Below are 26,195 nucleotides of genomic sequence, written 5' to 3'. Positions count from 1 at the left end.
CCATGACTGCTCCTCAAAAAGGCAGTCTTGAATCAGAACCAACCGGGTTTGGGAATCCCTTTTGTCAACACGGCCTAGTGTGAGGCAATTCCCATCAACGCGCCAGCACCAGCTGCGCTGCCTTGGCGAACAGCGTGGGCAGGCCGGCCGCCTCCAGCCGCTCCACCGGCCACCATTCCCCGCCGGAAATGTCGGCCACAGCATCCCCGGCATATATCGCCACGCCCAGTTCCAGATCGAAATGGCTGAATGTGTGGCGCACCACGCCGCCCGCCTGCCAGCGACCGCCCAGCGGCGGATCGCCATGCCCGTCGGCGCGGGCTGACCAGCCATCGTCGGGCAGAGCGCGCATCCCGCCCAGCATCCCGCGCCCCGCACGCGTCACCAGCCAGACCGCGCCATCCTGCTCAATCCAGAAGGCGGTGCCGGTGCGGCGCGGACGGGCCTTTTTGGCAGCCTTCACCGGCAGCCGCAGCGGATCGCCCGTAGCGCGGCCCCGGCACAAGCTCGCCAACGGGCACAGCAGGCACTTTGCATCGCGCGCGGTGCAGATTGTTGCGCCCAGATCCATCATGGCCTGGGCGAAGTCGCCCGCGCGGCTTTCCGGCGTGATCGCATCGGTGGCGGCGCGGATCGCCTTGCGCGCGCCCGGCAGCGGTTCCTCTATGGCACGCAGGCGCGCCACCACCCGCTCCACATTGGCATCGACCACCACCGCCCGCCGGCCAAAGGCGATCGCGGCAATCGCGGCGGCGGTGTAGGGGCCAAGTCCGGGCAGCTTGCGCAATTCCCCCTCGCTATCCGGAAAGCCGCCGCGTGCCGCCACTTCGCGGGCGCAGGCCACCAGATTGCGCGCCCGGCTGTAATAGCCAAGCCCCGCCCATGCGGCCATCACCTCGGCTTCCGGCGCGGCGGCCAGCGCCTCCACTGTAGGCCAGCGCGCAACGAACTTGGCAAAATAGGGGGTAACGGCAGCCGTGGTGGTCTGTTGCAGCATCACTTCGGACAGCCACACCCGGTAGGGATCGGGCCGTGCGCCCGGCTTCACCCGCCACGGCAGATCGCGCGCATGGCCATCATACCATTCCAGCAGCAGGGCGGCTGGTGCGGGATCGGGGCTAATGGCCTTGTTGTCCATCGCTCCGCCATGGCATAGGCAGGGCCGCAATGGAAAGCGGCAAGCCCCCTCCCCGGCCCAAAAGCGCCTCGGCCAAGACCGTTCGCCCGTATGAACGGCCGCGCGGCGGCGATGCGCGGCCCGTGGCCGATCTGGTGCCGCAGATCGGACGCGCCGCCTTCCGCCGCTTTGGCTTTGTGCAATCCAGCGTCGTTACGCGCTGGCCGGAAATCGTGGGTGCGGCCCATGCCCGCGTCTGCGTGCCCGAAGCGATCCGCTTTCCCCCCGGCGAAAAGGCCGATGGCATTTTGCAACTGGTGGTGCTGCCTGCCCATGCCCCGCTGATCCAGCACGTGATCCCGGAAATTATCGAGCGGGTGAACCGCTTTTTCGGATACAAGGCGGTGGCGCGGGTGAAACTGCGGCAAGGCGCGGTTAAGGCGGATGCTGCTCAAAGGCCAGCCGCCGCGCCGCCGTCGCTCAAACCCATTCCGATGGAACTGGGGGATAGCCTGCGCGATATCGGTGATCCGGAATTGCGCACGGTGCTGGAATCGCTGGCCCGTTCGATCAGTGCGAAAGAGGATGAGTGAGGAATGAGAAAGGCTGTACTTGCCGGCCTGCTGCTTGCCGCCGCGCCGATCAGCGCCGTGATGGCGCAGAACTGGGATGCGACCTATTCCGCCACCGATGGCGGGAATCTGCACGGCAACCCCCAAGCCTCCACGCGGTTGACCACCTTTGTCAGCTATACCTGCCCGCATTGCGCCAATTTCGAAACGCAGGCCGAAGGGCCGCTGCGGCTGGCCTATGTGCAAACGGGCCGCGTGGCGGTGGAAGTGCGCCATGTGATCCGCAACCCGATCGATCTGGCCGCCGCGCTGGCGGCGGAATGCGGTTCGGCGGACAAGTTCTGGGGCAATCACCGCGCGATCCTGCGCGATCAGCCCCGCTGGCTGGCCGCCGCGCAGGCGACGACCCCGGCGCAGCAGGCACGCTGGCGCACCGGCACCACCGGCGCGCGGATGCGGGCGATCGCCAGCGATATCGGCCTTTACCGCATCATGGAGCCGCGCGGATATACCGCCGCCCAGCTCGACCAGTGCCTCAATAACGAGGCCGAGGCGCGCCGCCTTGCCGAAACCGCCGCCGCCGACAATGCGCGCTGGGACATTCCCGGCACGCCCAGCTTTGCCATCAACGGCACCATGGTGGCCGGCGTGCACAGCTGGCAGGCGCTGCAACCCCGGCTGGATGCCGCGCTGCGTTAGGCTTGCGATGGGGCGGCGCGTGCGATTAGCTGGGCATATCCTGTGCAAAAGCAGGGCCAAGGGCGGACGCAAAGCTTGCCCCTGCGTCCAAGCGGTCTAGCCTTCCCCCCAATATCCGAAAAGGAACCTGAAATGTCCGTGCTTCGTGACCGTCCGCTCCACCGTGTTATCCTCGCCGTTCTGGCTGCGCCGCTGGCGTTGGGCCTTGCGGCGTGCTCCAGCGAAGATGCCGCCACGGCGGGCGGCAATGGCGAACCCGTGGCCCCGGTGGCCGCGCCCGCCGGCACCAGCTGGTCGCAGACCGTCACGCGCACCGAACAGGGCGGCTGGCTGGTCGGCAATCCCGATGCGCCGATCAAGCTCGTCGAATACGGCTCGCTTACCTGCCCCGCCTGCGCGCGCTTTGCCGAGGAAGGATCGAAGGCGCTGCTCGAAAACTATGTCGATAGCGGCCGCGTCAGCTTCGAACTGCGCAGCGCGGTGATTCACGGCGTGGTTGACCTCATGCTCACCCGCCTGATCGAATGTGCGCCCGAAACCGCCGCTATTCCGCTGGCCGATCAGGTGTGGCTCAATCTGGGTGAAATCCAGCAGACCTATATGAGCCAGCAGGACGCGATGAACCGCGCGCTGCAATTGCCCGAAAACCAGCGCTTCGTCGCGCTGGGCGAAGTTGGCGGCTTTACCCAGTTCTTCGCCGCGCGCGGGATCAGCACGGATCAGGCGAACGCCTGCCTTGCCGATGCGCCGGCGATGATGCGGCTGGCCGAAGTGACGCAGGGCGCGATGCAGGCCGACAATGTCACCGGCACGCCGACCTTCTTCCTCAACGGGCAGAAGATCGACGCCGTCCGCTGGGCCGAGGTGGAAGGCGCGCTGCAACGCGCCGGCGCAAGGTAAGCCAGGCAAGAGGGGGGACGCTGGCCGGTGGAGATCAGGAAGCTCAAACTTTCGGGCTTCAAGAGCTTTGTCGAGCCGGCGACCCTGAACATCGAACCGGGGCTGACCGGGGTGGTCGGCCCCAATGGCTGCGGCAAGTCCAACCTGCTCGAAGCGATCCGCTGGGTGATGGGCGAGAACAGCCCCAAATCCATGCGGTCGGGCGGGATGGAGGACGTGATCTTTGCGGGCACCGCCACCCGTCCACCGCGCGATTTTGCCGAAGTGGTGCTCCACGCCGCCGATAGCGAAGGCGAGGAACTTAATGTCATCCGCCGCATCGAACGCGGCGCCGGCAGCGCCTACCGCGTCAACGGGCGGGATGTGCGGGCAAAGGACGTGGCGCTGGTGTTTGCCGATGCGGCCACGGGCGCGCATTCCCCCGCGCTGGTCAGCCAGGGCAAGATCGCGCAGGTGATCGCGGCCAAGCCCGAAGAACGGCGCATGATGCTGGAAGAGGCCGCCGGCATTGCGGGCCTCCATGTCCGCCGCCGCGACGCCGAAAACCGCCTGAAAGCGACCGAACGCAATCTGGCGCGGCTGGAAGACCTGATGGCGGGCCTCGACAGCCAGATCGCCACGCTGCGCCGGCAGGCGAAACAGGCCGAACGCTACAAGGCGCTGTCCGATCAGATCCGGCTGGCCGAGGCGCGGCTGGTCTTTGCCCGCTGGCGCGATGCGGCATCGGCGGCAGAGGCGGCGCGGGAACAGGCCCGCACGGCCGATTCGCAAGTTGCGGCCGCGCAGGACGCGGCCAAGACCGCGCAAGGATTACAGCACGCTCTGGCCGATAAGCTGGCGACCTTGCGCGACGAACTGGCCGATCGGCGCGACGATGCCAGCGCCCACGGGCACCGCATGGCAGCGCTTGCCAGCCAGCTTGAGGCCGCGCAGCAGCGCCTCGCCGATCTCGACCGGCAGCAGCAGCGGCTGGAGGAAGACCGCTTCGAAGCCGACCGGCTGACCCGCGATGCCGCGCAGGCGCTGAAGGATCTCGACGCCGCACTGGCCGCCAATGCCGCCGCGCTGGAGGAGGCGGAAAGGGCGCGCCCCGCCCTCCTCGCCAAAGCCGAAAATGCCGAACGCGCTGCCCGCGCCGCTGAACTCGCTCTCGCACGCGCCACGGCGGAAAATGCCGGGGTGGAAGCCGAATGGCGCGTGGCCGAGGCGGAGGTGGCGCAGGCGCGCGCGCGGGCCGATCGCTTGCTGGCCGAAGCGCGACGGCTGGCAGAACAGAAGGCCGCGCTCGAACAGGCAGGCGATCCGGCGGCGGCGGTGGCGGCGGCAAAGGCGGCGGCGGACGACGCTGCGAAACGCCGTGAAACGCTGCGCGCCGCGCTGGAGGCCGAACGCGCGCGCAAGGATGCCCTTTCAGCCCAGCGAGACGAGGCCGCGAGCCAGCTTGCCTCCGCGCGTGCCGATCTTTCCGGGGTGGAACGCGAATGGCAGGCGCTCGACCGTGACCGACAGGCCCGCGCCAAGGCCGCGCAGGGCAAACACGGCCTGCCCGTGGCGCTTGATGCGCTGGCGGCAGAGCCGGGCTATGAACGCGCGCTTGCCGCCGTGCTGGGACGCGACGCCAAGGCCCCGCTGGGGATGCCCGACAAGGCGGCGGAAGGCCGTTTCTGGACGGGCGCGCCTCCCCCGGCGCGCCTTGCCGACAGTCTCGCCGCCCATGTCCCCGCCTGCCCGCCGCAGCTCGCCGCACGGCTGGCACTCGTCCATGTCGCGGACGCCGATGATGGCCGCACGCTTGGCCCCGGCGAATGGCTGGTGACCAAGGACGGCCTGCTGCGCCGCTGGGATGGCTTCGTGGCGCGCGGCGAAGGCGCGGCGGAAGCAGCGCGGCTGGAGGCAGACAACCGCCTTGCCGATCTGGAGGCGCGGCTGCCGGCCTTGCGCGGGGCGCTGAACGCGGCACAGGCCCGCCACGATGCGCTGGCCACCGAAGCGAGCGATTTGCAACGCCAGCTTGTCGCCAGCGAACGTGCCGTGAACGAGGCAGCGGAGGCCGAACGGCAAGCGCTGCGCGCGCTCGACCAGGCGGAGGCAACCGCCGAACGCCATGCCGCACGGCTGGCCGAAATCGCGCGCGTCGCCAACGATCTGGCGCAGCAGCAGGAGGCTGCTGAGGCCGACATCGCGGCGGCAGAGGGCAAGCGCGCCGCCCTGCCCGATCCCGCCACCGGACGCGCTGCGCTGGAAGCCGCGCGGCTGCGGCACGAGGCCGCGCGCGATGGCTTGCAGGCCGCGCTCGCCACGCTGGCCGCGCAGGATCAGGCGCTGGCCGTAGCCCGCGAAAGGGTGGCCGCGCAGCGCAGCGACAAGGCCAATTGGCAGGCGCGCGCGGGCGAAGCGGCGCAGCGTCTTGCGGGGATGGAAGCGCGGTTCGAGGAGATTGCGCAGCAGCGCACGATCACCGCTGCCAAGCCCGCCGGGCTGATGGCGGAGATTGAAGGCGGCGAGCAGGTGCGCGCCCGGCTTTCGGCCGAACTGGCGGCAGCAGATGCAGCGGTGCAGTCCTGCGCGGAAGAAATGCGCGCCGCCGAAACCGCACTTGCCGCCGCTGCCGAAGCGCTTGCGACGGCGCGTGAAAGCCGCGCCACTCTGGCAACGCGCGCCGAGAACGAAGAGCAGCGGCGCGAGGAAATGGCGCGCATTTCGGGCGAGCGCTTCCAGTGCCCGCCGCCGCTGCTGCCCGAACGCTTTGGTTTTGAGCCGAGCGCGGTGGGTCATTCGGGGGCCGAGAGCGAGGCGATGGACGCGCTGGTATCCAGCCGCGAGCGGATCGGCCCGGTCAATCTGGTCGCGGCGGAGGAACTGGCGCGGATCGAGGCCGAGCACGGCGCCAGCGCGGCAGAACAGGCCGAACTGGTCGAGGCGGTGCACCGCCTGCGCGGTTCCATCGGCAATCTCAACCGCGAGGGGCGCGAACGCCTGCGCGCTGCGTTCGAGGCGGTGGACGGCCATTTCCGCACCCTGTTCACCCGCCTGTTCGAAGGGGGACAGGCGCATCTGGCGCTGGTCGATTCGGACGATCCGCTGGAAGCAGGCCTTGAGATTTACGCCCAGCCGCCGGGCAAGCGGCTGCAATCGCTCAGCCTGTTGTCGGGCGGAGAGCAGGCCTTAACTGCAACGGCACTTATCTTTGCCTTGTTCCTCACCAATCCGGCACCCATCTGCGTGCTCGATGAAGTGGACGCGCCGCTGGACGATGCCAATATCGACCGCTTCTGCGACCTGCTCGACTGGATGGTGGGCGAAACCCGCACCCGCTACCTCATCGTCACCCACAACGCCGTGACGATGAGCCGGATGCACCGCCTGTTCGGCGTTACGATGGTGGAACGCGGGGTCTCGCGCCTCGTCAGCGTGGATTTGGGTGAAGCGGAGCGGTTGGCAGCGGAATAGGTTACCTTTGCTTCACGAATTGTTGTGTATCCCATCCGCATGTCACTGGAAGGGCAAGCTTTCTATCCCGGCGAAAAGGCAAGCCCGCAAGATGTGCTGGCCTTAGCCAATGCCTTCGCGGATCGCGCGCCTCTCCTTCTCGAAGGGCTCAAGCGCACCCCGAATGTGGCGAAAGCACCGTTTCGCCTGGTCGCGATCCACGCCATCGAACTTTATCTCAACGCCTATTTGCTAAACTGCGGATGCTCTGGTCCCGAAATACGCGGGTATCAGCATAACCTTGGCAAAAGGCTAAAGCAGGCTGAGATCAAAGACCTGAAATTGCGAAAGAAAACCTTAGACCATTTGCACGAACTGACGAAATGCCGGGAATATCTAACGAGCAGATATGACCCCAGCGACCCCGGATCCTCACCTTTGACGCGGCTCAAGGCGAGCCTCCAGGATGTTCGCAAGAAGGTGTCGCAGAAAATTCAAGCCGAGCCTTGAATGCGAGGCAAAGGGCTTCACGCGCTCCTACCGCACACCAAACCAGATAACATGGCGCGGCCCTTTGCCGTTGCTGCGCGCCCGCACCACCACTTCGTCCACCGCAAAGCCGGCCTTTCTCAGGCGGCTGGCAAACACCGGATCGGGCGCGGCGGACCATACCGCCAGCACGCCGCCGGGCTTCAGCGCCGCCTTCGCCGCAGCAAGCCCTTCGCGCGAATAGAGGCGCCCGTTATCGGCGCGTACCAGCCCATCGGGGCCGTTATCGACATCGAGCAGGATTGCGTCATACACGCCCCGTCCCTTGGCAATCGCCAGCGCCACGTCGGTCTGCACCAGATCGGTTCGCGGGTCGTCAAGGCAGCCTGCGGTCAATTCCGCCATTGGCCCGCGCGCCCATTCGATGATTTCGGGCACCAGTTCCGCCACGGTCAGCCGCGTATCGGGCGCGGTAACTGCCAGCGCCTTTCGCAGGGTGAAACCCATGCCGTATCCGCCGATCAGCCAGTGCTGCTTCGGCCTGTTCCCAAGCCGCGCGGCGGTCATTTCGGCCAGCGCTTCTTCCGATCCGCTCATCCGGCTGTTCATCAATTCGTTGCGGTCGAGCACGATCATGAAATCGGCCCCGCGCCGCATCAGGCGCAGTTCCTCCCCGCCGGGGACCTGGGCAGTGGCGAGATGTTCGAGCGGTATCATCAGGGGCATATGCCTGCCGCGCCCTCGCTTGCCTAGTCGAGAACTGCTCTGGGCCCCGGCCCCTTCAGGCCCAGCCGATCATCCTTGTTGTAGAGGCGGCATTTGTCGAGGCTGAGGCAGCCGCAGCCGATGCACTGGTCGAGCTGGCCGCGCGCGCGGGTGAGGAGGCCGATGCGGCGGTCAATCTGTTCGCGCATCCCCCGGCTGATGCGCTGCCAGTCCATCTGCGTGGGGCTGCGGTTATCGGGCAGCGCGGAAAGCTGTTCCTCGATTTCCCCCAGCGCGAGGCCCAGCCTTTGCGCAATCAGGATGAAGCTGATGCGGCGGATGTCGCTGCGCAGGAAGCGCCGCTGATTGCCACCCGTGCGCACCGAGCGGACAAGCCCCTTCTGCTCGTAAAAGCGGATGGCCGAAACCGCCACCCCGGTGCGCGCCGAAAGCTGTCCGATGCTGATATAGCGGTGTTCGCTCATGGCCCGCAGATATCCCCAATCCCTTTAGTTAAAGCTAGCTTCAGCTTGGATCGCGCGCAAGCAACATCATTGCACACAACGCCCAAGGACTTCGTCGATGCCGGTTTTTCAATTGCTTGCGGTCGGTATTTCAGGTGCGGGCGAAGGTGAGAGAAGGCTAGAAGGCTTCCTCGTAAGCGCGGGAAATATCGCCGCCCCATTCGCCATGATACTTGTCGAGCAGGCGCTGCGCGGGGACTTTGCCGCTTGCCACAATCTCGTGCAGCGGTTCGAGGAAGCCCGTTTCGTCATCACCCGATGCGTTGTGCCGCGCGCGGTTGGCAAGGCCGCGATGGGCGATGGCGAGCACCTCCTTCGCCAGATCCTGCAAGCGGTGCCCGCCCGGAATGGCCGCGTCCAGAGCCTGCGCGGGAACGGCCGAGCGAAGCGCCTCGCGCTCCTCCATCGACCAGTCCTTCACCAGGTCCCATGCGGCATCCAACGCCTGCGCATCATACAGCAGGCCCACCCAAAAGGCGGGCAGCGCGCAGATGCGGTTCCACGGCCCGCCATCCGCGCCGCGCATTTCGAGGAAGCTTTTGAGCCGCACTTCCGGAAAGGCGGTGGAGAGGTGATCCTGCCAGTCGCTGGGTGTGGGCAATTCGCCCGGCAGCGCGGGCAATTCGCCCTTCAGAAAGTCGCGGAAGCTCTGCCCCGCCGCGTCGATATAGCGCCCGTCGCGGAACACGAAATACATCGGCACGTCGAGCATATAATCGACATAGCGTTCATAGCCGAAGCCGTCCTCGAACACGAAGGGCAGCATACCGGTGCGGTGCGGGTCGGTATCGCTCCAGATATGGCTGCGATAGGAGAGCTTTCCGTTGGGCTTGCCTTCGGTAAAGGGCGAATTGGCAAACAGCGCGGTCGCGAGCGGTTGCAGGGCCAGGCTGGTGCGGAACTTCTTCACCATATCGGCCTCACTCGAATAATCGAGATTAACCTGAATGGTGCAGGTGCGCAGCATCATATCGAGGCCCAGATTGCCCACGCGCGGCATATGCCGCAGCATGATGGCATAACGGCCCTTGGGCATTACCGGCAGTTCGGCGCGCGTCTTGTCGTGCCACATCCCCAGACCCAGAAAACCGAGGCCCAGCTCGTCGCCCACTTCGCGGCATTGCTTCAGGTGACGGCCGGTTTCGGCGCAGGTCTGGTGAAGGTTTTCCAGCGGCGCGCCCGACAATTCGAGCTGGCCCGCAGGCTCCAGACTGATCGCGCCGTCCGGCCCGCTCATGGCGATAACATTGTCGCCCTCGATCACCGGCTCCCAGCCGAAACGCTGCATCGCCATCAGCAGGTCGCGGATGCCGCCCTTCTCGTCATAGGACGGCGCCCGATGATCTTCCATCCGGAATACGAGCTTCTCGTGCTCGGTGCCGATTCGCCAGCGCTCGGCCGGCTTTTCGCCGCGCTGCATGGGCAGCAACAGCTCCGCGCGGCTCGCAATCGGCCGCTCCTCCCCTTCTGACGCCTGGCGCGTGCTCATGCCAGCGCCGTTAGGATGGAAATGCCGCCGATGCCAGCAGGAATTTGCGTGCGAAATTGTGTTTGCCCGAATTGGTCTGCCGCATGACTCTTGCCCTCAGCCACGCCAATCCCCCGCCAGCCCCATCCACAGCGCGGTTGCGGCGATGGCGGCGGTTTCCCCGCGCAGGATGCGTGGACCAAGGCTGACAGCGCGGGCTGCGGGATGGGCGCGGATCGCGGCGCGCTCGGCCTCGTCAAAGCCGCCTTCTGGCCCGATCAGCAGCGCGGCGGGGCCGGTCTGCGCGGCAAAGGCGGCGGCGGCGGGTTCGCCGCCCTGCTCGTCCGCGAAATACATTATCCTGTCGGCAGGCCAGTCGCGCAGCAGTGCGTCGAGCTTCGCCACCTCCGCCAATTCAGGCAGAGCAGTGCGTGCGCATTGTTCCGCCGCTTCGGTCAAGATGGCACGGGCCCGTTCGGGATTGAGCTTGTCCGCCACGCAGCGCCGCGTCAGCACGGGAACGAACCGACCCACGCCCAGCTCGCTCGCCTTTTCCAGCACAAGGTCGAACCGATCCTTTTTCAGCAGCGCCGCGCACAGCCAGAAATCGGGCACCGCCTCGCGTCCCCGCAAGTGATCGGCCACTTGCAGTACCACATCGCGCCTGCCCGCTTCCACCACGCGCGCGGCCCATTCGCCGGTGGCATTGTCGCACAGGATCACCGCATCGCCTGCGCCCACGCGCATGACGCGGGCAAGGTAATGCGCCTGGGGCCCGTCCAGCACCACGCGCGCAGCCGGTTCCAGCCGCTGGGGCACAAACAGGCGGGGGGCGCTTCGCGGGGGCCATGCGGGAATTGCTGCCATGGCTAGGCACTAGAGCGCCGCGCGGCTAACACGCAAGCCATGATGAGCGAGCCGACCGTCACTCCCGACAGCGAACATCGCGGCCTTGTCGGCCTGTTGCCGCCCGCCATGCGCGATTTTGCGCTGCTGGCGCGGTTCGACCGGCCGATTGGCTGGTGGCTGCTGTTCTGGCCCTGTGCCTGGGGCGTGTGGCTGACGGGGTCGGGCTTCCAGCCGGCGCTGATTGCGTGGCTCTTACTTGGGTCCATTGCCATGCGGGGGGCGGGCTGTGTGTATAACGACATTGTCGATGCCGATCTGGACCGGCAGGTGGCGCGCACCGCACTGCGCCCGGTGGCGAGCGGGCGGGTGAGCCTGCGCGCGGCCTGGACATGGCTGCTGGCGCTGTGCGCAGTTGGGCTGATCGTGCTGCTGCAATTGCGCTGGCAGGCGCAATTGGTGGCGCTGGGCAGTCTGGCGCTAGTGGCGGCCTATCCCTTCATGAAGCGGATCACGCACTGGCCGCAGGCATGGCTGGGGCTGGTGTTCACCTGGGGCGCGCCGGTGGGCTGGGTGGCGCTGCGCGGCGATTACCTCGGCGCGATGCTGGCGCTGTATGCCGCGGCGTTCTTCTGGTGCATGGCTTACGACACGATCTACGCCTTGCAGGACCGGGAGGACGATGCGCTGGTGGGCATCCGATCCTCCGCGTTGCGGCTGGGCGGACGGGTGAGGCTGGGCGTGGGCCTGTTCTATGCCGCCTGCATCCTCTGCCTGGCCGGGGCCTTCTGGCAACTCCGCCCCGACCCGCTGGTGCTGTTTGCCCTGATCCCGGCGGCGGCGCATTTTGGCTGGCAGGTGGCGACGCTCGATCCCGATGACGGGGCGGGTGCGCTCGCCCGGTTCCGGTCGAACCGCTGGGCGGGCGCACTGGTGGCGGCGGCGTGTTTCGTGGTGGGGAACGCCTGAGGCGTCTTATTCCGCCGGTTGCAGGGCGGAACGCACCGGGCGCGGATTGGCGCGCTTCCACAGTTTCGCCAGCCGGCTGGTGATGAGACCGTGTTCCTGCATCCAGGCGTAGTAGGCGCGGTATTTCGCATCCTCGCCCAGCAAATGCGCCTCTTCGGTGCGCGCGCGCCAGTAATAGATGCCGCTCACCACGCACAGGAAGAAGGTGTTGCGGATCACATCCACCAGGCTGCCGCTGGTGACGAAGAAGGGCAGCACCGAACACCACCAGAACAGGTTTTTCGAAAGGTATGCCGGGTGCCGCGTGTAGCGATACGGCCCGTTCGTCAGCACGCCGCGATAGGTGAGGTTGGAAAAGCGGATGCCAAAGGCAAAGGTCGCCCAAGCATAGACCGCCGTCAGAAAGACCAGCCAGCACGCCCACAGCCACAGCAGCGCGTCATATCCCGCCAGCCAGTGCCCCCAGCCGGCGGTGTTGTATTCGTACTGGATGATGCCGCCGCCGCCCATCAGGCCATAGACGAAGGGCGGATAGCACATCAGCGCCGCCAGCCATCCGGCAAGGAAGGGGTTACCGCTGCGGATATGCGCATCCAGCGGGCGCAGGGTGAGCAGATAGCCAACCGTGCCGATCTGCACATCGACCAGAAACAGCAGTTCGAACAGGAAGGTCGCCAGCTGCACCGGATCGCCCGCCATCTCTGCCGGATTGGCTTCCACCACGGCGGCAAAGCCAAATGGCAGGATCGAGATCATGAAGGCGGAGAAGAAGCCCTTGATGCCCCAGCTTCGCCAGTGCTTCTTCACCTGCGCGATGTCCCATTCCTCGCGCCCCAGCAGCATTGCGCCGAAATGCCAGGCATGGTCGCGCGGATTCACCATCACCCGGTCGAGCCAGATGACATAGGGAACCGACAGCACCACCATCGGGATCGCGGCCACGCCGATCACCTGCATGGCGAACAGATATTGCCCGTCCCAATACCAGCGGCCCAGGCAATAAAACGCGCCGATTGCCGCCCAGGTTACCCACAAACCGGCAATCTTGGTGGCGGATACGTGAAGGACATCGGAAATGGGCCGCGGATTGTCCCAGTCAATGCCGGTGGAGGGGTTACGGTGCACCTTCTCCACCACGACAGACCATGCGGCCATGACAAGCCCAGTCAACCCCATCGCCAGCAGGGCGGCATAGGGCCCGGACAGGCGCTGCGCCGGGCCGGGCAGGCCGAATGTGGTGACAATATCGGGCCATGCGCGGCAGATCAGGATGAAGGCAAACAGCACGGTCAGCCCGACAAGGCCCACGCGCGCCGGCACGTCACTGGCCGGGGGCTGCGGGCGGAAGGCGGAGGCAGGCGGGCTCATCATCGCCCACATAAGGGGCGAAGGTTAAAGCTGCGGTAACGCGCCCTTTGGCCCGCCGCCCTTGCGCGGATTTACCGCCAGGCGGTGATGCGGCCGCTGTCGTCCAGAATATACAGCGTGTTGTTCGCCACCACCGGCGGCAGCGAGACAGGCGCGCTCAGCGTGGTGAACAGCGTCGGTGTGCCGGTCATCACGTCCACCGAATGCACTTCGCCCCGGCTGCTGGCGATCCACAGGCGGTTGTCGGCCAGCACCGGCCCGGTCCAGAAGATCGGGTTCTCGCGCTTGTTCGGGTTGCGCCACCGCGCCATCTGCGTGATCCAGCGCACGCGGCCCGTATTGCGGGCAATTGCCAGCAGGCGCGAATCATCGGTCAGCGTGAAGATCCATTCGCCCGCCAGTGCCGGGGTGGAAATACCCGCCAGCGTCAGTTCCCAGATACGCTGGCCGGTCACCAGTTCATAGGCGGCCATGCGCCCGCCCTGCCCCAGCGCAAAGACCTGCCCGTTGGAAATGATCGGGTCGGCGTCCACATCGGTCAATGCGCCCACCTCGGTGCTGATCGAGGTGCGCGCCAGTGCGTCCGACCACAGGACGCGGCCATTTTCATAGCGATAGGTAACAAGCTCGCCCGACGAATAGCCGGCGACGACCGACCCTTGCGCCGCCGCAGGCGCGGCCACGCCGAACACGCCCGACTGGCCCGATGCCGCCACATCCTGCCAGATCGGCTCGCCCGTGGTCATGTTGAGCGCGTGGATCTGGTTGTCCTGCGTCATCACGAACACCGAATTGAACGCGACCGTGGGCGAACCGCGCAGCGGGCCGGCGGGCTTGCGCCGCCAGATCTGCGCGCCGGTTTCGGCATTCAGCGCCACCACATCGCCTGTGCCGGTGGTGGCATAGACCACGTTGCCGGCAAAGCTTGCGCCACCGCCAAAGGTCGCATCGCGCAGATCGCCGCTGACCTGGATCGTATGGCTCCAGATGCGGGCGCCGGTCGCCGCGTCAAAGGCGTGGACGGTGCCGCCCGTATCCACGGCATACAACCGCCCGCCGCCGATTACCGGAGGCGCAGCAAGGCGCCGCGTATTGGTGGTGCCGGCAATCTGCGCGGTCCAGACGCGCTGCGGATTGGCGGAAAGCGTGACATGGCCCGTCACCTTGGCCGCGTTGCGCCCGCCCTGCGGCCAGTCGGCATTGGTTTCCGCCGTGGGCAGGATCACCGCCACGCCTGCCAGATCGGGATGCGGCGAGATATCGGACGCAATCCGCGACAGGATCGGCGTGCGCGTGCCCGCCGTTGGCGTAACGCGCGCATCATTGCCGCCACCGCAACCGGCCAGCACCAATGCGCCCAGCCCCGCAATCGCCAGATGCGGCACGCGCCGGGCAGCGGCGGCGATGGAACGGAAGGGAGCGACAGTCCTGGTCATGCAATCATCCTGCGTAAGCGGCCGCATCATTGGCCGGTGGCCGCGGCATTTTCACCCTGCGAAGCGACCGAATCCATCAGCTCACCCACATCCTCGATCGCGTCAAAGCCATAAAAGCCGGCAAGCTGGCGCGTGCGGGCACGCAGCGAATCGGGCACGGTTTCATCCTGCGCGATCTGCACCAGCAGCGGCCCGGCAAGTTCCGGCTTGTTCTGCGCCAGATAGGCGTGCGCGACCATTTCACCCGCACTGCCGAACCACGGAGTGCCCGGGCGGGCCAGTGCCTGCAATTCGTCAATGATTGCCTGCGGCTGCATCTGGTCGAACCGGATCGAGACCTTGCGCACCAGGCTGGCATCGCGCATCGGCTGCGGCGCCTTTTCATTGGCGATAACCTGTTCGTAGAATGTCACCGCATCATCAAACCGGTCTTCCTGCATCGCAATCGCCGCGCGCATCATCAGCGCCGAGGCATGGGCAGCCGGGCTGACATTGCCATCGATCAGCGCCAGTTCGGCGTCGGCATCGTCGAGCTGGCCCGCTTCCAGCTTGTCCATCGCCAGCACCAGCATTTCCGACTGGCGTTCCAGCGCGGCTTCGGTGCGGCCATCCCACCACAGATATCCGCCAAAGGCGGCAAGGCCCAGCAGCAGGCCGATTCCCACCGGCCAGCCATATTTGCGCGCCGCGTTCGCAACCTCGTCGCTGCGGACAGCCTCGTCCACCTCGCGCATCAGCATCTGCTGCGTAAGGTCGGGGGCTTCTGCGGGCTTCCTGGGATCGTTGGGTGTTGTGGCCACGTTCGTCTGCAATGGAATGGTAAAGGGTTGCCGCGCTGTTAAGCGCTGAGACGCGGCAATTCAATCTTTGTCTCGACCCTGTCCCCTGCGGACTGAACGGGCGATGAAGCGCGCGGCGTGCGCGGCGCACGGAAATCAGGCCGGGCGGTTGCGTCCCATCAGGCCCCAATAGAGTGCGCGATAGCGGTCCTTCATCGCCTTCTCGTCATATTCGGCGCGGGCCTTTGCCCGGTTGGCCGCGCCGATGCGCTTGCAATCGGCGGGACTGTCCGCAAGCTCTTTCACGATGTCGATCAGCAGGCCTTCCTCGCCCGGAGGAGCCAGATAGGGGCCGTTTTCGCTCGCCACCATTTCCCCGATATCGCCCACGCGCGGCGCGACTACAGGCAGGCCCGCCGCCATCGCCTCCACCACCGAAAGGGGAAATTGTTCGGAGTGCGAGGACAGCGCGAAGATGTCGAACAGGCCCACCAGCGATTCCGGCTTGGCAACGAAGCCGGGCAGATGCACCCGGTCCTCCACCCCCAGCTCGGCCGACAGGCGCACCAGCGCCTCCCTTTCCGGCCCTTCGCCCGCAATGACCAGATGCCAATGCGGCGGCAGCTTGGCCACCGCGCGCACCAGCACGGGCAGGTTCTTCACCTCGCGCAGGCCCGCCAGCGAGCCGAGCCACATTTCGCCGGGCCGCTTGATAAGGCCGGGCAGCGCATCCCGGCGCGGCGGGATGGCAAAGGCGCGCGTGTCGATTCCGTTGGATATGCGCTGCACCCGCGTGCGCGGCTGCTTCCAGATGTCGAGCGCGATCCGCTCCAGCTTTTTCGATGGCACCACCAGCGCGGCAGACCGGCCCAGCGCGATGCGCCGATACCAGTTGCGGCGCGTTTTCAGGCGCGCAGCCTCGTCCTCGTTGAAGCCGTCCTCGTGATGCACCAGCGGGGGCAGCTTGAACACATCGGCAAACAGCGTGTGCGCCATCACCGCATCAATCGCGCCCCAGTTGTAGGTGCAGATGAGGTCATACCCCGCCATCGCCGCGGCAATATCCTTCAGCCGGCCCGGCGTCGGTCGCCCCTGCAGCGCGGGGAAGCGCGGCCACTTCACCTTGACCCGCGGCGACAGCAACCGCGCGGCGCCGCGCTTCTCCAGATCGCCTGACACGATCGCGTGGTCGGCGTCCTTGCCCCATGCGTTGATCAGGCGCACGCAGCGCACTTCCTTGCCGCCGGCATCAAAGGTGGAATGCAGGTGGAGGATGCGCGGGGTGGGCTGTTTGGTCATTCGACCTCATCCAGCAAGCGGGCGATGGCATCCCTCGCCGGCGCTTCACCCAAAGTGGGCGCATGGCCGGTTCGGGGCACGGTAACCGTTTGAAGGCCAGCGATCTTGCGCTTCATCGCATCAAGCGTGCCGGCAGAAAGGATATCCGACAATTCGCCGCGCACCACCAGCCGCGGAACCGCAGGCAGGGAACGGAAGGCAGGCCACAGATCGGCATCAGGCGCGCCGGTTTCTGCCGCCTCTGCTGCCGCGAAAGGCTCCGCAATGCGCATATCGTAATCGAGCACAATGCGCCCGCCATTGCCCAGCGCCATCAACCGCTTTGCCTGCACCAGCCAATCGCTGATCGTGTAATCGGGAAAGGCCGCGCCGCCTGCCTCCTGAAGATAGCGCGCGGCGTGCATCCAGGTGGGAAAGCTGCGCCCCTGCCCGACATATTCGCGGATACGCGCGAGGCCCGCAGGCTCGATCACCGGGCCAATATCGTTGATGACCATGCCCGCAATCCGTTCGGGCATGGCATTGGCGAGGAACACCGACACCAGCCCGCCCAGCGATGTGCCCACCGTCACCACCCGCTCCAGCCCCGCCTGATCCAGCAGCGCCGCCACGTCTGCGACATAGGTGGCAGGAACATAAGTGGCGGTATCGCGGGCGTAATCGCTATCGCCGCGCCCGCGGAAATCCACCGCAATCACGCGCCATTCGCCGGCGAAGGCTGCCGCCACCGGTTCAAAATCGCGGGCATTGCGTGTCAGGCCCGGCAGGCACAGGATCGGCGGGCGGACAGCCTTGTCCGGGTCTGTGCAGGGGTAATCGCGGTAATGCAGGGACAGGCCATCGGCGCTTTGCCAGGTGCCATCCTGCCATTGCTGTTCCATCATGCCGCCAACCCTTGCACCTTGCTTGCGCCCCTAGCGGACTGGTCGCCACCTTGCGTCCTGCCCATTGCGTGGCCACTAATGGCAGATGCCCACCGAACCGCAACCCGCCCCGTACCGCTCTGCCCCGGCAATATCCGCAATTTCCGAATGGATGGGCGATGTGGTTGATGCAGCGAGCTTTCCCAGCCACGCTTTGCGTTTCCGCAACAGCCGCTGGGACAAGGCGGTGGGCCTCGATTCGTTGGACGAGGCACGGTGGCTGGCGCATTTCGGCCGCTTTGAACCGCTGCCGGACAACCTGCCCCGCCCGCTGGCGCTGCGCTATCATGGGCACCAGTTCCGCGTCTACAACCCGCAGATCGGAGACGGGCGGGGATTCCTGTTTGCGCAATTGCGCGACGCGCAAGGCCGTCTGCTCGACCTGGGCACCAAGGGCAGCGGCACCACGCCCTACAGCCGGCAGGGCGACGGGCGGCTGACGCTGAAAGGCGCGGTGCGCGAAATTCTGGCGACCGAAATGCTGGAGGCGCTGGGCGTTTGCACCAGCAAGACCTTCAGCGTGGTGGAAACGGGCGAGAGCCTGTGGCGCGGGGACGAACCATCGCCCACCCGTTCCGCCGTGCTCACCCGCCTGTCCCATTCGCATATCCGCATCGGCAGCTTCCAGCGCCTGGCCGCGCTGGACGAGAAGGCGCACCTTTCCGCTCTGGTGGACTATTGCCTCAGCCACTTCCCCGGCCCTCCCCCGCCAGCCGATGCACCGGGGCGCGACCAGCCGCCCGTGGTGCTGATGCATCAGGCGGTGGAGCGGATGGCCGATCTGGCGGCCAGCTACATGGTGGCAGGCTTTGTCCACGGCGTGCTGAACACCGACAATATCAACATCACGGGGGAGAGTTTCGATTACGGCCCCTGGCGCTTCCTGCCGCGCTGGGACCCGACCTTTACCGCCGCCTATTTTGACGAAAATGGCCTCTACGCCTTTGGCCGCCAGCCCGAAGCGATCCGCTGGAACCTGGCGCAGCTTGCCATTTCCCTGCGCGTGCTGGTGGAGGCCGAGCCGCTGATTGCCGCGCTCGACCGGTTCGGGCCATGTTATACAAAGGCGATGATGCGCCGCTTCTGCTGGCGGCTGGGCGTTCAGCCACGCTCGCCGGAACAGGACGCCGCGCTGATCGAGGCGGCGGAGGTGACGATGCGCGAAGGGCAGATCGGCCCCTTCGCCTTCTTCCATCGCCATCGCGGCGGGCGGGACGCCGTGGGGCCTCTGGCCGAAGTGCTGGCCGATTATTCGCCAACGGGCGAGGATCATTCGCACTGGCGCCAGCCCCAGCCCGAAAGCCTGCTGATCGACGAAGTGGAAGCCATCTGGGCCGCAATTGCCGAACACGATAACTGGCAGCCGCTCCACGCCAAGGTCGCAGCAATCCGGCAACTGGGCGAAGCGCTGGGAGATGCACCCGCCCCATCCGGCCATTTACCTATCACTACCCACGCGTAAGCTGTGCTTTAACGCCTTTTTGCCATGGCTTGGCACAGCCGAGAGGCGTGATTTGTTGCACTTGCAACCAGCCATGGAATTTTGTGCTGCGCCCGCCTATGGATAGGCAGCGATCCAACAGAAAAAGGCTCCGCTCCCTTGGCCGTGCAAGAACTGGTATCCTTCGAACCCGCGACTGGCGTGGAGTTGTGGCGCGGGCCGCATGGCGATGTGGACGAGATTGTGGCCCGCGCCCGCCGCGCCTGGCCGCAATGGGCGGCGCTGCCGCTGGCCAACCGGATGGAATTGGTGCGCCGCTTCGCCAATGAAGTGCGCAAGGAACTGGAACCTTTCGCCACGCTGATCGCGCGCGAAACCGGCAAGCCCCTGTGGGAAGCCCGCACCGAGGTGGAATCGGTGATAGCCAAGGTCGAAATCTCGATCCGCGCCTATGGCGAACGCACCGGGCAGAAGCGGCTTGACAGCGGCCTGCAAGGCAGCGCTGCGGTGAGGCACAAGCCGCATGGGGTCATGGCGGTGCTGGGCCCCTACAACTTCCCCGCACACCTGCCCAACGGCCATATCGTGCCCGCGCTCATCGCGGGCAATGCGGTGATCCTCAAGCCATCGGAAAAGACGCCGGCCACTGGCGAAATGCTGCTGTCGCTGTTTGCCCGCGCGGGCATCCCTGCCGATCTGGTGCAGGTGCTGATAGGCGGGCCGGAAGAAGGCAAGGCACTGGTCGCGCATGACGGGATCGACGGCGTGCTGTTCACCGGCAGCGCGCAGGTGGGCATCGCCATCAACCGCAAGCTCGCCACCGATCCGCGCAAGATCGTGGCGCTGGAAATGGGCGGCAACAATGCACTGGTCGCCTGGGACACGCCCAAGCTGCACGATGCCGCCGCGCTGATCGTGCAGAGCGCCTTTACCACCGCCGGCCAGCGCTGCACCGCCGCGCGGCGGCTGATCGTGAAAGCCTCGATGTATGACGATGTGGTGGGCGAGGTGAAACGCCTTGCCGACCGCATCATCGTGGGCGCGCCATTCGACGATCCGCAGCCCTTCATGGGCCCGGTGATCGACAACGCCACCGCCGACCAACTGACCGAAAGCTTCCTCTATTTCCTCTCCCACGGCGGGCGGGCGATCAGCCATATCCGCCGCCCTGACGAAAACCTGCCCTTCCTCACCCCCGGGATCATCGATGTCACCGCGCTGCCCCAGCGGCCCGATGTGGAGCTGTTCGGCCCGCTCTTGCAGGTTATCCGCGTGGACGATTTCGATCAGGCAATTGCCGAGGCGAACAATACGCGCTTTGGCCTGTCCGCCTCGCTCATCGGCGGCACGCCCGACCAATATAACCGCTTCTGGGCAAATGTGCGCGCCGGCATCATCAACTGGAACCGGCCCACCAACGGGGCAAGTTCGGCGGCCCCCTTTGGCGGCATAGGCTTTTCGGGCAATCACCGCCCGGCGGCCTATTATGCGGCGGATTACTGCGCCTATCCGGTGGCGAGCACGGAAATGGACCAGCCGCGCGCCAGCGTGGGCGTGGGCTTCCGGAACTAGCCCCCGCCCTTCAGCCGCCAGTCGTCACCAGATCGACCGAGATGTGCCCGCCTGCAACAGGCCGGGCAAACACCATGAAGCTGGAATTGCCGCGCGTGCCGCCCAGCACATCGTCACCATCCTGCACGATGCGCTGCACGGAAAAACCTTCCGCCATGGCGCGCGAATAGTAGAAATCCATCACATCGGTCAGCGTGACGGGCGTGGTGAAATTGACCACGCGCAGGCGGCAAGTGCCTTCATCGGTGCCGGCCGCTTCGTGCACCGCGCCGCGCGGATAGACGGGGAAGGCCGCAGGCAGGCGCGCGGCCCAGCCGGCGCTGAACTGGGCCAGCGCCGCGCAATCGCGGTTCGCCCCGCCCGGCACGGCGGCGGCGCGGGCCGCCACCGACAGCGCAGCTTCGGCGGGCAAGGCGCCCTCCACCCGCTCTGCCGCCGGCGCCCGGCGCAGCGCCGCATTGCCGCCCAGCAGCGCAATCGCCTCCTCGCGCGCCGCGCGCGCGGCATCGGGGCCGCTGTCAGGCAAGGGCAGACTGCCATCCATTGCGGGAAAGCTGATCGCCTGATTCGCGCCGTTCAGCGCCACCATATCGGGATCGACCAGAATATGATCGGCCAGCGCGCCTTCCATCAACGGATCGGAATGGTCGGGCGGCGTGCTCGCCGCGCTGTCCTCGCCCTGGCTGCACCCCGCCAGCGCCAGCAAGGCCAGCGGCAGGGCGGCAAACAGGGACAGGCGCGGCGTGGTCATCCGCTCGGCATAGCGCCAAATTGCCAATGGCTGTTTAACGCGCCAGCTTCTTGCAGCCTCGCCGCGCAAGGCTTACCGCGCGGTCTGCCTATGCCGCGCGCACCGATCACTCCGCAAATCACTCCTGCAAGGGGCCTTGCCTATGCGCTGGGCGCGCACGTCGCCTGGGGATCAATGCCGCTTTACCTGCTGCTGGTGCAGACGGTGCCCGCGCTGGAGTTTGTCGCATGGCGGCTGGTGTTCACCCTGCCGCTGTGCCTGGCGATCCTGGCGGCGCGATCCGGCTTTGCCGAACTGGCGGGCGTGCTGCGCGACAGGCGAACAATGGCGACGCTGCTCGGCTCCTCCGCGCTCATCGCGATCAACTGGTATCTGTATGTGCAGGCGATCCAGACCGGCCATGTCTATGCCGCCAGCCTTGGCTATTACATCCTGCCGCTGGTCATGATGCTGCTGGGCATGGCATTTCTGGGTGAGCGGCTGACGCGGCTGCAATGGGCGGCGGTGGCGCTGGCGGGCGTGGGCGTCGCGGCATTGGCGGCGGGCGCGCTGACAACACTGTGGCTCAGCCTGTCAATGGCGATCACCTTCGGCCTCTATGGCCTGCTGCGCAAGACGGTGAAGGCCGGGCCGCTGGCCGGGCTGACGGTGGAATCGCTGATCCTGATGCCGCCCGCGCTGGCGCTGGCGGGCTGGTATGCCGCGTCACCGCAAGGGCCAGCGCTGGCGCAGGGGTGGCAGGTGGCCGCCGCGGTCGCCTTCAGCGGGCCGATGACGGCGATCCCGCTGCTGATGTTCGCCAGCGCGACGCGGGCGCTGCCTTATACGGTGATCGGCTTCCTGCAATTCCTCTCGCCAACGGTGGTGTTCCTGATGGGGCTGTTCGTGTTTGGCGAGGATCTGAAACCCGCGCAACTTGCCTGCTTCATCGCCATCTGGGTGGCGGCGGGCCTGTTCACCGTGGGGATGCTGAAAAAGCCGAAAGACCTGCCCACCCCGCAGGCCTGATTCAGCCCCTAGCCCACGAACCGCCAGCGCAGGGTCTCGCCCGCATGGAAGGGCACCAGATGCGCCGCGCCGACATCAAGGCTGGCGGGCACTTCGGTTTCCACGCGTTCCAGCGTGACCATCTCCTCGTTCACCGGCAGACGGTAGAAGGCAGGGCCAAAACGGCTGGCAAAATCCTCGAACCGTCCCAAAGCGCCCTCATCCTCGAACACGGTGAGATAGCTTTCGAGCGCGAAGGGCGAATTGTAGATGCCCGCGCAGCCGCAGGCGCTTTCCTTTGCCTCGCGCGCATGGGGCGCGCTGTCGGTGCCAAGGAAGAACTTGGGATTGCCCCCCGTCGCCGCCTTGCGCAGCGCCTGCCGGTGCGTCTCGCGCTTGGCGACGGGCAGACAATACATATGCGGGCGAATACCGCCCACCAGCATGGCGTTGCGGTTGATATGCAGATGCTGCGGCGTGATCGTGGCGGCGACATTGGCGGGCGCGCTTTCCACGAACTGCACCGCCTCTGCCGTGGTGATATGTTCGAAAATCACGCGCAGATGCGGGATGCGGCCGAGCAGCGGCTCCAGAATCTGGTCGATGAACACCGCTTCCCGGTCAAACACATCGACATGGGGCTGGGTGACTTCGCCGTGGATGCACAGCGGCATCCCCGCATCGGCCATGGCTTCGAGAACACCCTGAATCTTGAGGATATCGGTCACGCCGCTGTCCGAATTGGTGGTGGCGCCCGCCGGGTAAAGCTTGGCCGCGGTGAACACGCCTTCCGCGAACCCGCGCACCAGTTCGGCCGGGTCGGAATTGTCGGTGAGGTAAGCGGTCATGAGCGGCGTGAAACTCATCCCTTCGGGCACCGCCGCCAGAATCCGCTCGCGATAGGCCGCGCCTGCCGCCACCGTGGTCACCGGCGGGGTGAGGTTGGGCATCACGATGGCGCGGGCAAACTGGCGCGCGGTATGCCCCACCACGCCCGCCAGCATCGCGCCATCGCGCAGGTGAACGTGCCAGTCATCGGGGCGGCGGATCGTCAGAGTCGATGTCATCCCTTCCCCTTAGCCAAGCCCCGCCCTATCTGTCACGCATGACCGGAACCCGCCTGTTTTCCCGCGCCGTGCTGCGCATCTCTCCGCTGGATGAAAGCGAGGACGCGCGAAGCTTTCTGCAACGGCTGGTGACCAATGATGTGACCGGCACCCTGCCCGTTTATGCCGCGCTCCTTTCCGCGCAGGGCAAGCATATGTTCGATTTTCTGATATGGGCTGATCCTTCGGCAAGCTCAGGAAGAGCGGGCGACCTGCTGCTCGATTGCGAAGCCGCGCTGGCGGATGATCTGGCAAAGCGCCTTTCGCTCTATCGCCTGCGCCGCAAGCTGGGCATCGCGCGCGACGATTCGCTGGGCGTGTTCTGGAGCGCGGCTGGCGATGAGGGCACGCCCGATCCGCGCCTGCCCGCGCTGGGCCAGCGCTGGATCGCGCCCGTCTCCACCGATGACGCGTCGGCCGATGCCGCATGGCTGGCGCATCGCCTGTCGCGGGGCGTTCCCGAAGGCCGCAGCGAAATGGGCGACCTTTTGTGGCTGGAAACCAATGCGGCGGACCTTGGCGGCGTCAGCTTCACCAAGGGCTGCTATATCGGGCAGGAGAACACCGCGCGGATGAACTGGCGGCAGAAGGTGGGCCGGCGGCTGCTGGTGGTGCCGCTGGAGCAAAGCGATCTGGCGCGACAAGTGGCAGCCTATCCCGAATTGGGCCTCGCCGTGGATCACCGCCGTGTGGCCGATATTCCGCCTGACCTTGCGCCGGCGTGGATGAACCTTCACGCCGCCAAGGAATAGCTTACCCGCGCATTTCGCCCGATTGCTTGAGCGCGGCGACGATCATCTCCGCCGCCTTGTCGCGCGCAGTATTGCGCTGCACCCTGAACGAGGCGGAGAGCATATCGCCCAGCAGCGCATCACCCAGCGCCATCAGCACCAGCGTATAGGCCGCCTCGTGCATCAGCCGGTTGGCGCCGGGCTGCAATTCATGCGGGTGCAGTTCGTCAACCAGTTGATGAATGGTCTCGACGATCGGATCGAGCGCGTCCTCATTCCCCGAAAGCAACATCCAACTGGCCAGCGCCCCGCCGCCCTCGCGGCCAAAGGCGTCGAAGGCGAGGTCGATCGCCTGGCGCGGCGTGCCCGCCCCGCCGCGCGTGGCGCGCACGGCATCGCTGATCGCATCGCACACTGTGCCTGCAATCTGCGCCGCCAGCGCCTTTTGCAGACCTGCCGCGCTGCCGAAATGATGCAGCAGATTGGCGTGCGTGCGGTCGATTCGCGCCGCCACCGCCTTCAGCGTCACCGCCTGCGGCCCGGCTTCCACCAGCAGATCGCGCGCGGCGGCAAGCGCGGCGGCGCGGCTTTCTTCGGGCGAGAGGCGCTTCCTTATTGACATTTGTGTCAGTTATTTCCATCTTCAGAAGGTCATCAACCGACCTAGGGGTTACGCCCATGCCCGGCAAGTCGCCCGCAGACCTCGCCCTTACCGTGCGCGACCGGCGCTTTGGCCGGGGACAGAAGATGCCGCATCACTGGCTGGCTGGCGATCCGGTGGCGAGCGCATGGTTCACTGCCCTGTCCGCCAGCTTTCCGCGCGGAGAGGCGATGTTCATCGCCGCAGTAAAGGCGCACCGCGACGCCGCCGATCCGGTGCTGGCCGCGCAGATTCGCGATTTCATCCGACAGGAAGTGAACCACAGCCGCGAACACCTCGCCTTCAACCGCGCGGCAGAAGATGCGGGCTATGACCTTGCCGCCATAGACGCGCGCGTGGCCGCTTTGGTGGCGATGACAGAGGAAAAGCCGCCCGTCATCCGGCTGGCAATTACCGCGGCGCTGGAACACTTTACCGCGATCTTTTCCCACCAGTTCCTCACCCGCCCTGAACATTTCGGCCATGCGGATGGCGATCTGGCCGAATTGTGGCGTTGGCACGCGGTGGAGGAGATCGAGCACAAGGCGGTCGCCTTTGACACGCTGCTGCACGCTACGCACGATTGGACGGCGCGCCGCCGATGGCTGCTGCGCGCTGTCGTAATGGCCGATGTATCGCGCCGATTCCTGCGCAACCGCTGGGTCGACGCGCTGGAATTGCTGGCGCAGGACGGGATAACCGGCTGGCGGGCGAGCTGGCGGCTGTTCGCCTATCTGTGGCTGAAGCCGGGTATCCTGACGCGCGTCCTGCCCGCTTGGGCAGGCTGGTTTGCGCCCGGTTTCCACCCGTGGCAGACTGACGACCGGCACCTGATTGCCGGCTATCAGGCCAATACCGGTCAGGCAGGCTTGCATTCCCCGCCCGATACGTCCGCCTCCCCCGCTTCCGCCTGATTGCCGAGGTCAAGCGCGTAGCGCCGCGACAGCACCAATTGCCCACCCCGGCCCAGCGCGTGGGTGGGGCGCAACTCGCCGGTTTCGGTAAAGCCCGCTTTCACCAACACCGCGCCGCTGGCCGGGTTGTCGATGTAATGGCCCGCTGCCACCCGGCGCACACCCAGCATCCGCGCAATGTCCAACACGCCGCGCAGGGCTTCGGTGGCATAACCCTTGCCCCGGTGGCCGCGCGCGATCCAGTAACCGATTTCGGGCACTTCGGCCGCGCCGTTCAGCCCGATCCCGCCAATCACCGCTGCTCCGTCACCACCCGGCTTGGTGATGAGGAATCGCAGATCGAGCGGATCGGGCGCATCGCTGCAAAACGCCTTCGCGTCGCTTTCGGTGTAAGGCCAGGGCGCGCGCGCCAGCATCCGCACCACGCCGGCATCGTTGATGCCCGAATACAATGCGCGCCAATCCTCCGGGAATGGCGGCCGCAGGAACAGCCTTTGCGTGCGATGGAACACCGTACTTCTCCCTCGTCG

The 26,195-nt window shown here is 66.4% G+C and carries 25 protein-coding genes; 11 read left to right on the top strand and 14 right to left on the bottom strand.

Features of this window, described 5'->3' with window-relative positions; translation table 11 throughout:
* Positions 1–94 precede the first annotated feature (94 nt).
* Positions 95–1,138 carry an A/G-specific adenine glycosylase gene (locus tag WFP44_RS10695; protein ID WP_336926546.1) on the bottom strand — a complete coding sequence of 348 codons (1,044 nt, stop codon included), beginning with the start codon at positions 1,136–1,138 and terminating at the stop codon, positions 95–97.
* 29 nt (positions 1,139–1,167) lie between these two features.
* Between WFP44_RS10695 and WFP44_RS10690 the strand changes: the two genes are divergently transcribed.
* The 5 genes from WFP44_RS10690 to WFP44_RS10670 all read left to right on the top strand — a co-directional run bounded on the left by WFP44_RS10690 (position 1,168) and on the right by WFP44_RS10670 (position 7,227).
* Positions 1,168–1,710, top strand: coding sequence for a DUF721 domain-containing protein (locus tag WFP44_RS10690; protein ID WP_336926545.1), 543 nt, complete (start codon positions 1,168–1,170; stop codon positions 1,708–1,710).
* Between the two features lie 3 nt (positions 1,711–1,713).
* A complete protein-coding gene (locus WFP44_RS10685; protein WP_336926544.1) occupies positions 1,714–2,388 on the top strand; it encodes a DsbA family protein in 675 nt (224 codons plus the stop codon).
* A gap of 132 nt (positions 2,389–2,520) precedes the next feature.
* Positions 2,521–3,288: a thioredoxin domain-containing protein gene (locus WFP44_RS10680; protein WP_336926543.1), complete on the top strand. Its 768-nt coding sequence runs from the start codon at positions 2,521–2,523 to the stop codon at positions 3,286–3,288.
* Positions 3,289–3,315: 27 nt separating this feature from the next.
* On the top strand, positions 3,316–6,738 hold the full coding sequence (locus tag WFP44_RS10675; protein WP_336926542.1) for a chromosome segregation SMC family protein: 3,423 nt from the start codon (positions 3,316–3,318) through the stop codon (positions 6,736–6,738).
* A gap of 39 nt (positions 6,739–6,777) precedes the next feature.
* Positions 6,778–7,227, top strand: coding sequence for a hypothetical protein (locus tag WFP44_RS10670; protein WP_336926541.1), 450 nt, complete (start codon positions 6,778–6,780; stop codon positions 7,225–7,227).
* Between the two features lie 27 nt (positions 7,228–7,254).
* On the opposite strand, the gene WFP44_RS10665 is transcribed toward WFP44_RS10670, so the two are convergent.
* From WFP44_RS10665 to WFP44_RS10650, 4 genes are all read right to left on the bottom strand, one after another.
* Positions 7,255–7,923, bottom strand: coding sequence for a spermine/spermidine synthase domain-containing protein (locus WFP44_RS10665; protein WP_336926558.1), 669 nt, complete (start codon positions 7,921–7,923; stop codon positions 7,255–7,257).
* Positions 7,924–7,955: 32 nt separating this feature from the next.
* A complete protein-coding gene (soxR, locus tag WFP44_RS10660) occupies positions 7,956–8,396 on the bottom strand; it encodes a redox-sensitive transcriptional activator SoxR (protein ID WP_336926540.1) in 441 nt (146 codons plus the stop codon).
* A gap of 157 nt (positions 8,397–8,553) precedes the next feature.
* The gene (locus tag WFP44_RS10655; RefSeq protein ID WP_336926539.1) at positions 8,554–9,924 is read right to left on the bottom strand and encodes a glutamate--cysteine ligase; all 1,371 of its coding nucleotides are present in this window, start codon (positions 9,922–9,924) and stop codon (positions 8,554–8,556) included.
* A gap of 96 nt (positions 9,925–10,020) precedes the next feature.
* Entirely contained in the window at positions 10,021–10,770 is a 750-nt protein-coding gene (locus WFP44_RS10650) for a 16S rRNA (uracil(1498)-N(3))-methyltransferase (protein WP_336926538.1), read from the bottom strand.
* 42 nt (positions 10,771–10,812) lie between these two features.
* Between WFP44_RS10650 and ubiA the strand changes: the two genes are divergently transcribed.
* Complete coding sequence (gene ubiA, locus WFP44_RS10645) at positions 10,813–11,718, top strand: 4-hydroxybenzoate octaprenyltransferase (RefSeq protein WP_336926557.1); 906 nt, start codon at positions 10,813–10,815, stop codon at positions 11,716–11,718.
* A 6-nt stretch (positions 11,719–11,724) separates the two neighbouring features.
* Here ubiA and WFP44_RS10640 read toward each other — a convergent pair whose 3' ends face one another.
* The 5 genes from WFP44_RS10640 to WFP44_RS10620 form a co-directional block, all read right to left on the bottom strand.
* Positions 11,725–13,098, bottom strand: a complete 1,374-nt coding sequence (locus tag WFP44_RS10640) for a methyltransferase family protein (RefSeq protein WP_336926537.1) — start codon at positions 13,096–13,098, stop codon at positions 11,725–11,727.
* Positions 13,099–13,157: 59 nt separating this feature from the next.
* Positions 13,158–14,522, bottom strand: a complete 1,365-nt coding sequence (locus WFP44_RS10635; protein WP_336926536.1) for an outer membrane protein assembly factor BamB family protein — start codon at positions 14,520–14,522, stop codon at positions 13,158–13,160.
* Positions 14,523–14,548: 26 nt separating this feature from the next.
* A complete protein-coding gene (locus WFP44_RS10630) occupies positions 14,549–15,322 on the bottom strand; it encodes a hypothetical protein (RefSeq protein WP_336926535.1) in 774 nt (257 codons plus the stop codon).
* A 135-nt stretch (positions 15,323–15,457) separates the two neighbouring features.
* Positions 15,458–16,600, bottom strand: a complete 1,143-nt coding sequence (locus WFP44_RS10625; RefSeq protein ID WP_336926534.1) for a glycosyltransferase — start codon at positions 16,598–16,600, stop codon at positions 15,458–15,460.
* Positions 16,597–17,484 (bottom strand): alpha/beta fold hydrolase, encoded by an 888-nt coding sequence (locus WFP44_RS10620; protein ID WP_336926533.1) that lies wholly within the window; start codon positions 17,482–17,484, stop codon positions 16,597–16,599. The genes WFP44_RS10625 and WFP44_RS10620 overlap by 4 nt, the downstream gene beginning before the upstream one ends.
* A gap of 85 nt (positions 17,485–17,569) precedes the next feature.
* Between WFP44_RS10620 and WFP44_RS10615 the strand changes: the two genes are divergently transcribed.
* Both WFP44_RS10615 and astD read left to right on the top strand, forming a co-directional pair.
* On the top strand, positions 17,570–18,985 hold the full coding sequence (locus tag WFP44_RS10615) for a protein adenylyltransferase SelO family protein (protein WP_336926532.1): 1,416 nt from the start codon (positions 17,570–17,572) through the stop codon (positions 18,983–18,985).
* Positions 18,986–19,123: 138 nt separating this feature from the next.
* Positions 19,124–20,536 carry a succinylglutamate-semialdehyde dehydrogenase gene (gene astD, locus WFP44_RS10610; RefSeq protein ID WP_336926531.1) on the top strand — a complete coding sequence of 471 codons (1,413 nt, stop codon included), beginning with the start codon at positions 19,124–19,126 and terminating at the stop codon, positions 20,534–20,536.
* A gap of 10 nt (positions 20,537–20,546) precedes the next feature.
* Here the strand turns inward: astD and WFP44_RS10605 are convergent, their stop codons facing one another.
* Positions 20,547–21,287 (bottom strand): hypothetical protein, encoded by a 741-nt coding sequence (locus WFP44_RS10605; protein ID WP_336926530.1) that lies wholly within the window; start codon positions 21,285–21,287, stop codon positions 20,547–20,549.
* Positions 21,288–21,377: 90 nt separating this feature from the next.
* Here WFP44_RS10605 and rarD point away from each other — a divergent pair, with 90 nt between their 5' ends.
* Complete coding sequence (gene rarD, locus WFP44_RS10600) at positions 21,378–22,295, top strand: EamA family transporter RarD (protein WP_336926529.1); 918 nt, start codon at positions 21,378–21,380, stop codon at positions 22,293–22,295.
* Positions 22,296–22,303: 8 nt separating this feature from the next.
* Here rarD and pyrC read toward each other — a convergent pair whose 3' ends face one another.
* Positions 22,304–23,341 carry a dihydroorotase gene (pyrC, locus tag WFP44_RS10595; protein WP_336926528.1) on the bottom strand — a complete coding sequence of 346 codons (1,038 nt, stop codon included), beginning with the start codon at positions 23,339–23,341 and terminating at the stop codon, positions 22,304–22,306.
* 38 nt (positions 23,342–23,379) lie between these two features.
* On the opposite strand from pyrC, the gene ygfZ reads away from it, so the two are divergent.
* The gene (gene ygfZ, locus WFP44_RS10590; RefSeq protein WP_336926527.1) at positions 23,380–24,132 is read left to right on the top strand and encodes a CAF17-like 4Fe-4S cluster assembly/insertion protein YgfZ; all 753 of its coding nucleotides are present in this window, start codon (positions 23,380–23,382) and stop codon (positions 24,130–24,132) included.
* 1 nt (position 24,133) lies between these two features.
* Here the strand turns inward: ygfZ and WFP44_RS10585 are convergent, their stop codons facing one another.
* Positions 24,134–24,733 (bottom strand): TetR family transcriptional regulator, encoded by a 600-nt coding sequence (locus WFP44_RS10585; RefSeq protein WP_336926526.1) that lies wholly within the window; start codon positions 24,731–24,733, stop codon positions 24,134–24,136.
* Positions 24,734–24,789: 56 nt separating this feature from the next.
* On the opposite strand from WFP44_RS10585, the gene WFP44_RS10580 reads away from it, so the two are divergent.
* The gene (locus WFP44_RS10580) at positions 24,790–25,665 is read left to right on the top strand and encodes a metal-dependent hydrolase (protein ID WP_336926525.1); all 876 of its coding nucleotides are present in this window, start codon (positions 24,790–24,792) and stop codon (positions 25,663–25,665) included.
* Here WFP44_RS10580 and WFP44_RS10575 read toward each other — a convergent pair.
* Positions 25,611–26,177: a GNAT family N-acetyltransferase gene (locus WFP44_RS10575; RefSeq protein WP_336926524.1), complete on the bottom strand. Its 567-nt coding sequence runs from the start codon at positions 26,175–26,177 to the stop codon at positions 25,611–25,613. The two genes, WFP44_RS10580 and WFP44_RS10575, sit on opposite strands and share 55 nt — an antisense overlap.
* Positions 26,178–26,195: the final 18 nt, after the last annotated feature.

It is taken from the genome of Alteraurantiacibacter palmitatis, assembly GCF_037154115.1.
Lineage (GTDB): Bacteria > Pseudomonadota > Alphaproteobacteria > Sphingomonadales > Sphingomonadaceae > Alteraurantiacibacter > Alteraurantiacibacter palmitatis.
The sequence above is the reverse complement of the archived record's forward strand: the minus strand, read 5'-3'. Positions and strand labels throughout refer to the sequence as shown.

What these genes read in the sequence shown, in the direction of transcription:
- WFP44_RS10695 (WP_336926546.1), bottom strand. Translation starts at nt 1,138, where the DNA reads ATGGACAACAAGGCCATTAGCCCCGATCCCGCACCAGCCGCCCTGCTG.
- WFP44_RS10690 (WP_336926545.1), top strand. Translation starts at nt 1,168, where the DNA reads ATGGAAAGCGGCAAGCCCCCTCCCCGGCCCAAAAGCGCCTCGGCCAAG.
- WFP44_RS10685 (WP_336926544.1), top strand. Translation starts at nt 1,714, where the DNA reads ATGAGAAAGGCTGTACTTGCCGGCCTGCTGCTTGCCGCCGCGCCGATC.
- WFP44_RS10680 (WP_336926543.1), top strand. Translation starts at nt 2,521, where the DNA reads ATGTCCGTGCTTCGTGACCGTCCGCTCCACCGTGTTATCCTCGCCGTT.
- WFP44_RS10670 (WP_336926541.1), top strand. Translation starts at nt 6,778, where the DNA reads ATGTCACTGGAAGGGCAAGCTTTCTATCCCGGCGAAAAGGCAAGCCCG.
- WFP44_RS10665 (WP_336926558.1), bottom strand. Translation starts at nt 7,923, where the DNA reads ATGATACCGCTCGAACATCTCGCCACTGCCCAGGTCCCCGGCGGGGAG.
- soxR (WP_336926540.1), bottom strand. Translation starts at nt 8,396, where the DNA reads ATGAGCGAACACCGCTATATCAGCATCGGACAGCTTTCGGCGCGCACC.
- WFP44_RS10655 (WP_336926539.1), bottom strand. Translation starts at nt 9,924, where the DNA reads ATGAGCACGCGCCAGGCGTCAGAAGGGGAGGAGCGGCCGATTGCGAGC.
- WFP44_RS10650 (WP_336926538.1), bottom strand. Translation starts at nt 10,770, where the DNA reads ATGGCAGCAATTCCCGCATGGCCCCCGCGAAGCGCCCCCCGCCTGTTT.
- ubiA (WP_336926557.1), top strand. Translation starts at nt 10,813, where the DNA reads ATGAGCGAGCCGACCGTCACTCCCGACAGCGAACATCGCGGCCTTGTC.
- WFP44_RS10640 (WP_336926537.1), bottom strand. Translation starts at nt 13,098, where the DNA reads ATGTGGGCGATGATGAGCCCGCCTGCCTCCGCCTTCCGCCCGCAGCCC.
- WFP44_RS10635 (WP_336926536.1), bottom strand. Translation starts at nt 14,522, where the DNA reads ATGACCAGGACTGTCGCTCCCTTCCGTTCCATCGCCGCCGCTGCCCGG.
- WFP44_RS10625 (WP_336926534.1), bottom strand. Translation starts at nt 16,600, where the DNA reads ATGACCAAACAGCCCACCCCGCGCATCCTCCACCTGCATTCCACCTTT.
- WFP44_RS10620 (WP_336926533.1), bottom strand. Translation starts at nt 17,484, where the DNA reads ATGATGGAACAGCAATGGCAGGATGGCACCTGGCAAAGCGCCGATGGC.
- WFP44_RS10615 (WP_336926532.1), top strand. Translation starts at nt 17,570, where the DNA reads ATGCCCACCGAACCGCAACCCGCCCCGTACCGCTCTGCCCCGGCAATA.
- WFP44_RS10605 (WP_336926530.1), bottom strand. Translation starts at nt 21,287, where the DNA reads ATGACCACGCCGCGCCTGTCCCTGTTTGCCGCCCTGCCGCTGGCCTTG.
- rarD (WP_336926529.1), top strand. Translation starts at nt 21,378, where the DNA reads ATGCCGCGCGCACCGATCACTCCGCAAATCACTCCTGCAAGGGGCCTT.
- pyrC (WP_336926528.1), bottom strand. Translation starts at nt 23,341, where the DNA reads ATGACATCGACTCTGACGATCCGCCGCCCCGATGACTGGCACGTTCAC.
- ygfZ (WP_336926527.1), top strand. Translation starts at nt 23,380, where the DNA reads ATGACCGGAACCCGCCTGTTTTCCCGCGCCGTGCTGCGCATCTCTCCG.
- WFP44_RS10585 (WP_336926526.1), bottom strand. Translation starts at nt 24,733, where the DNA reads ATGTCAATAAGGAAGCGCCTCTCGCCCGAAGAAAGCCGCGCCGCCGCG.
- WFP44_RS10580 (WP_336926525.1), top strand. Translation starts at nt 24,790, where the DNA reads ATGCCCGGCAAGTCGCCCGCAGACCTCGCCCTTACCGTGCGCGACCGG.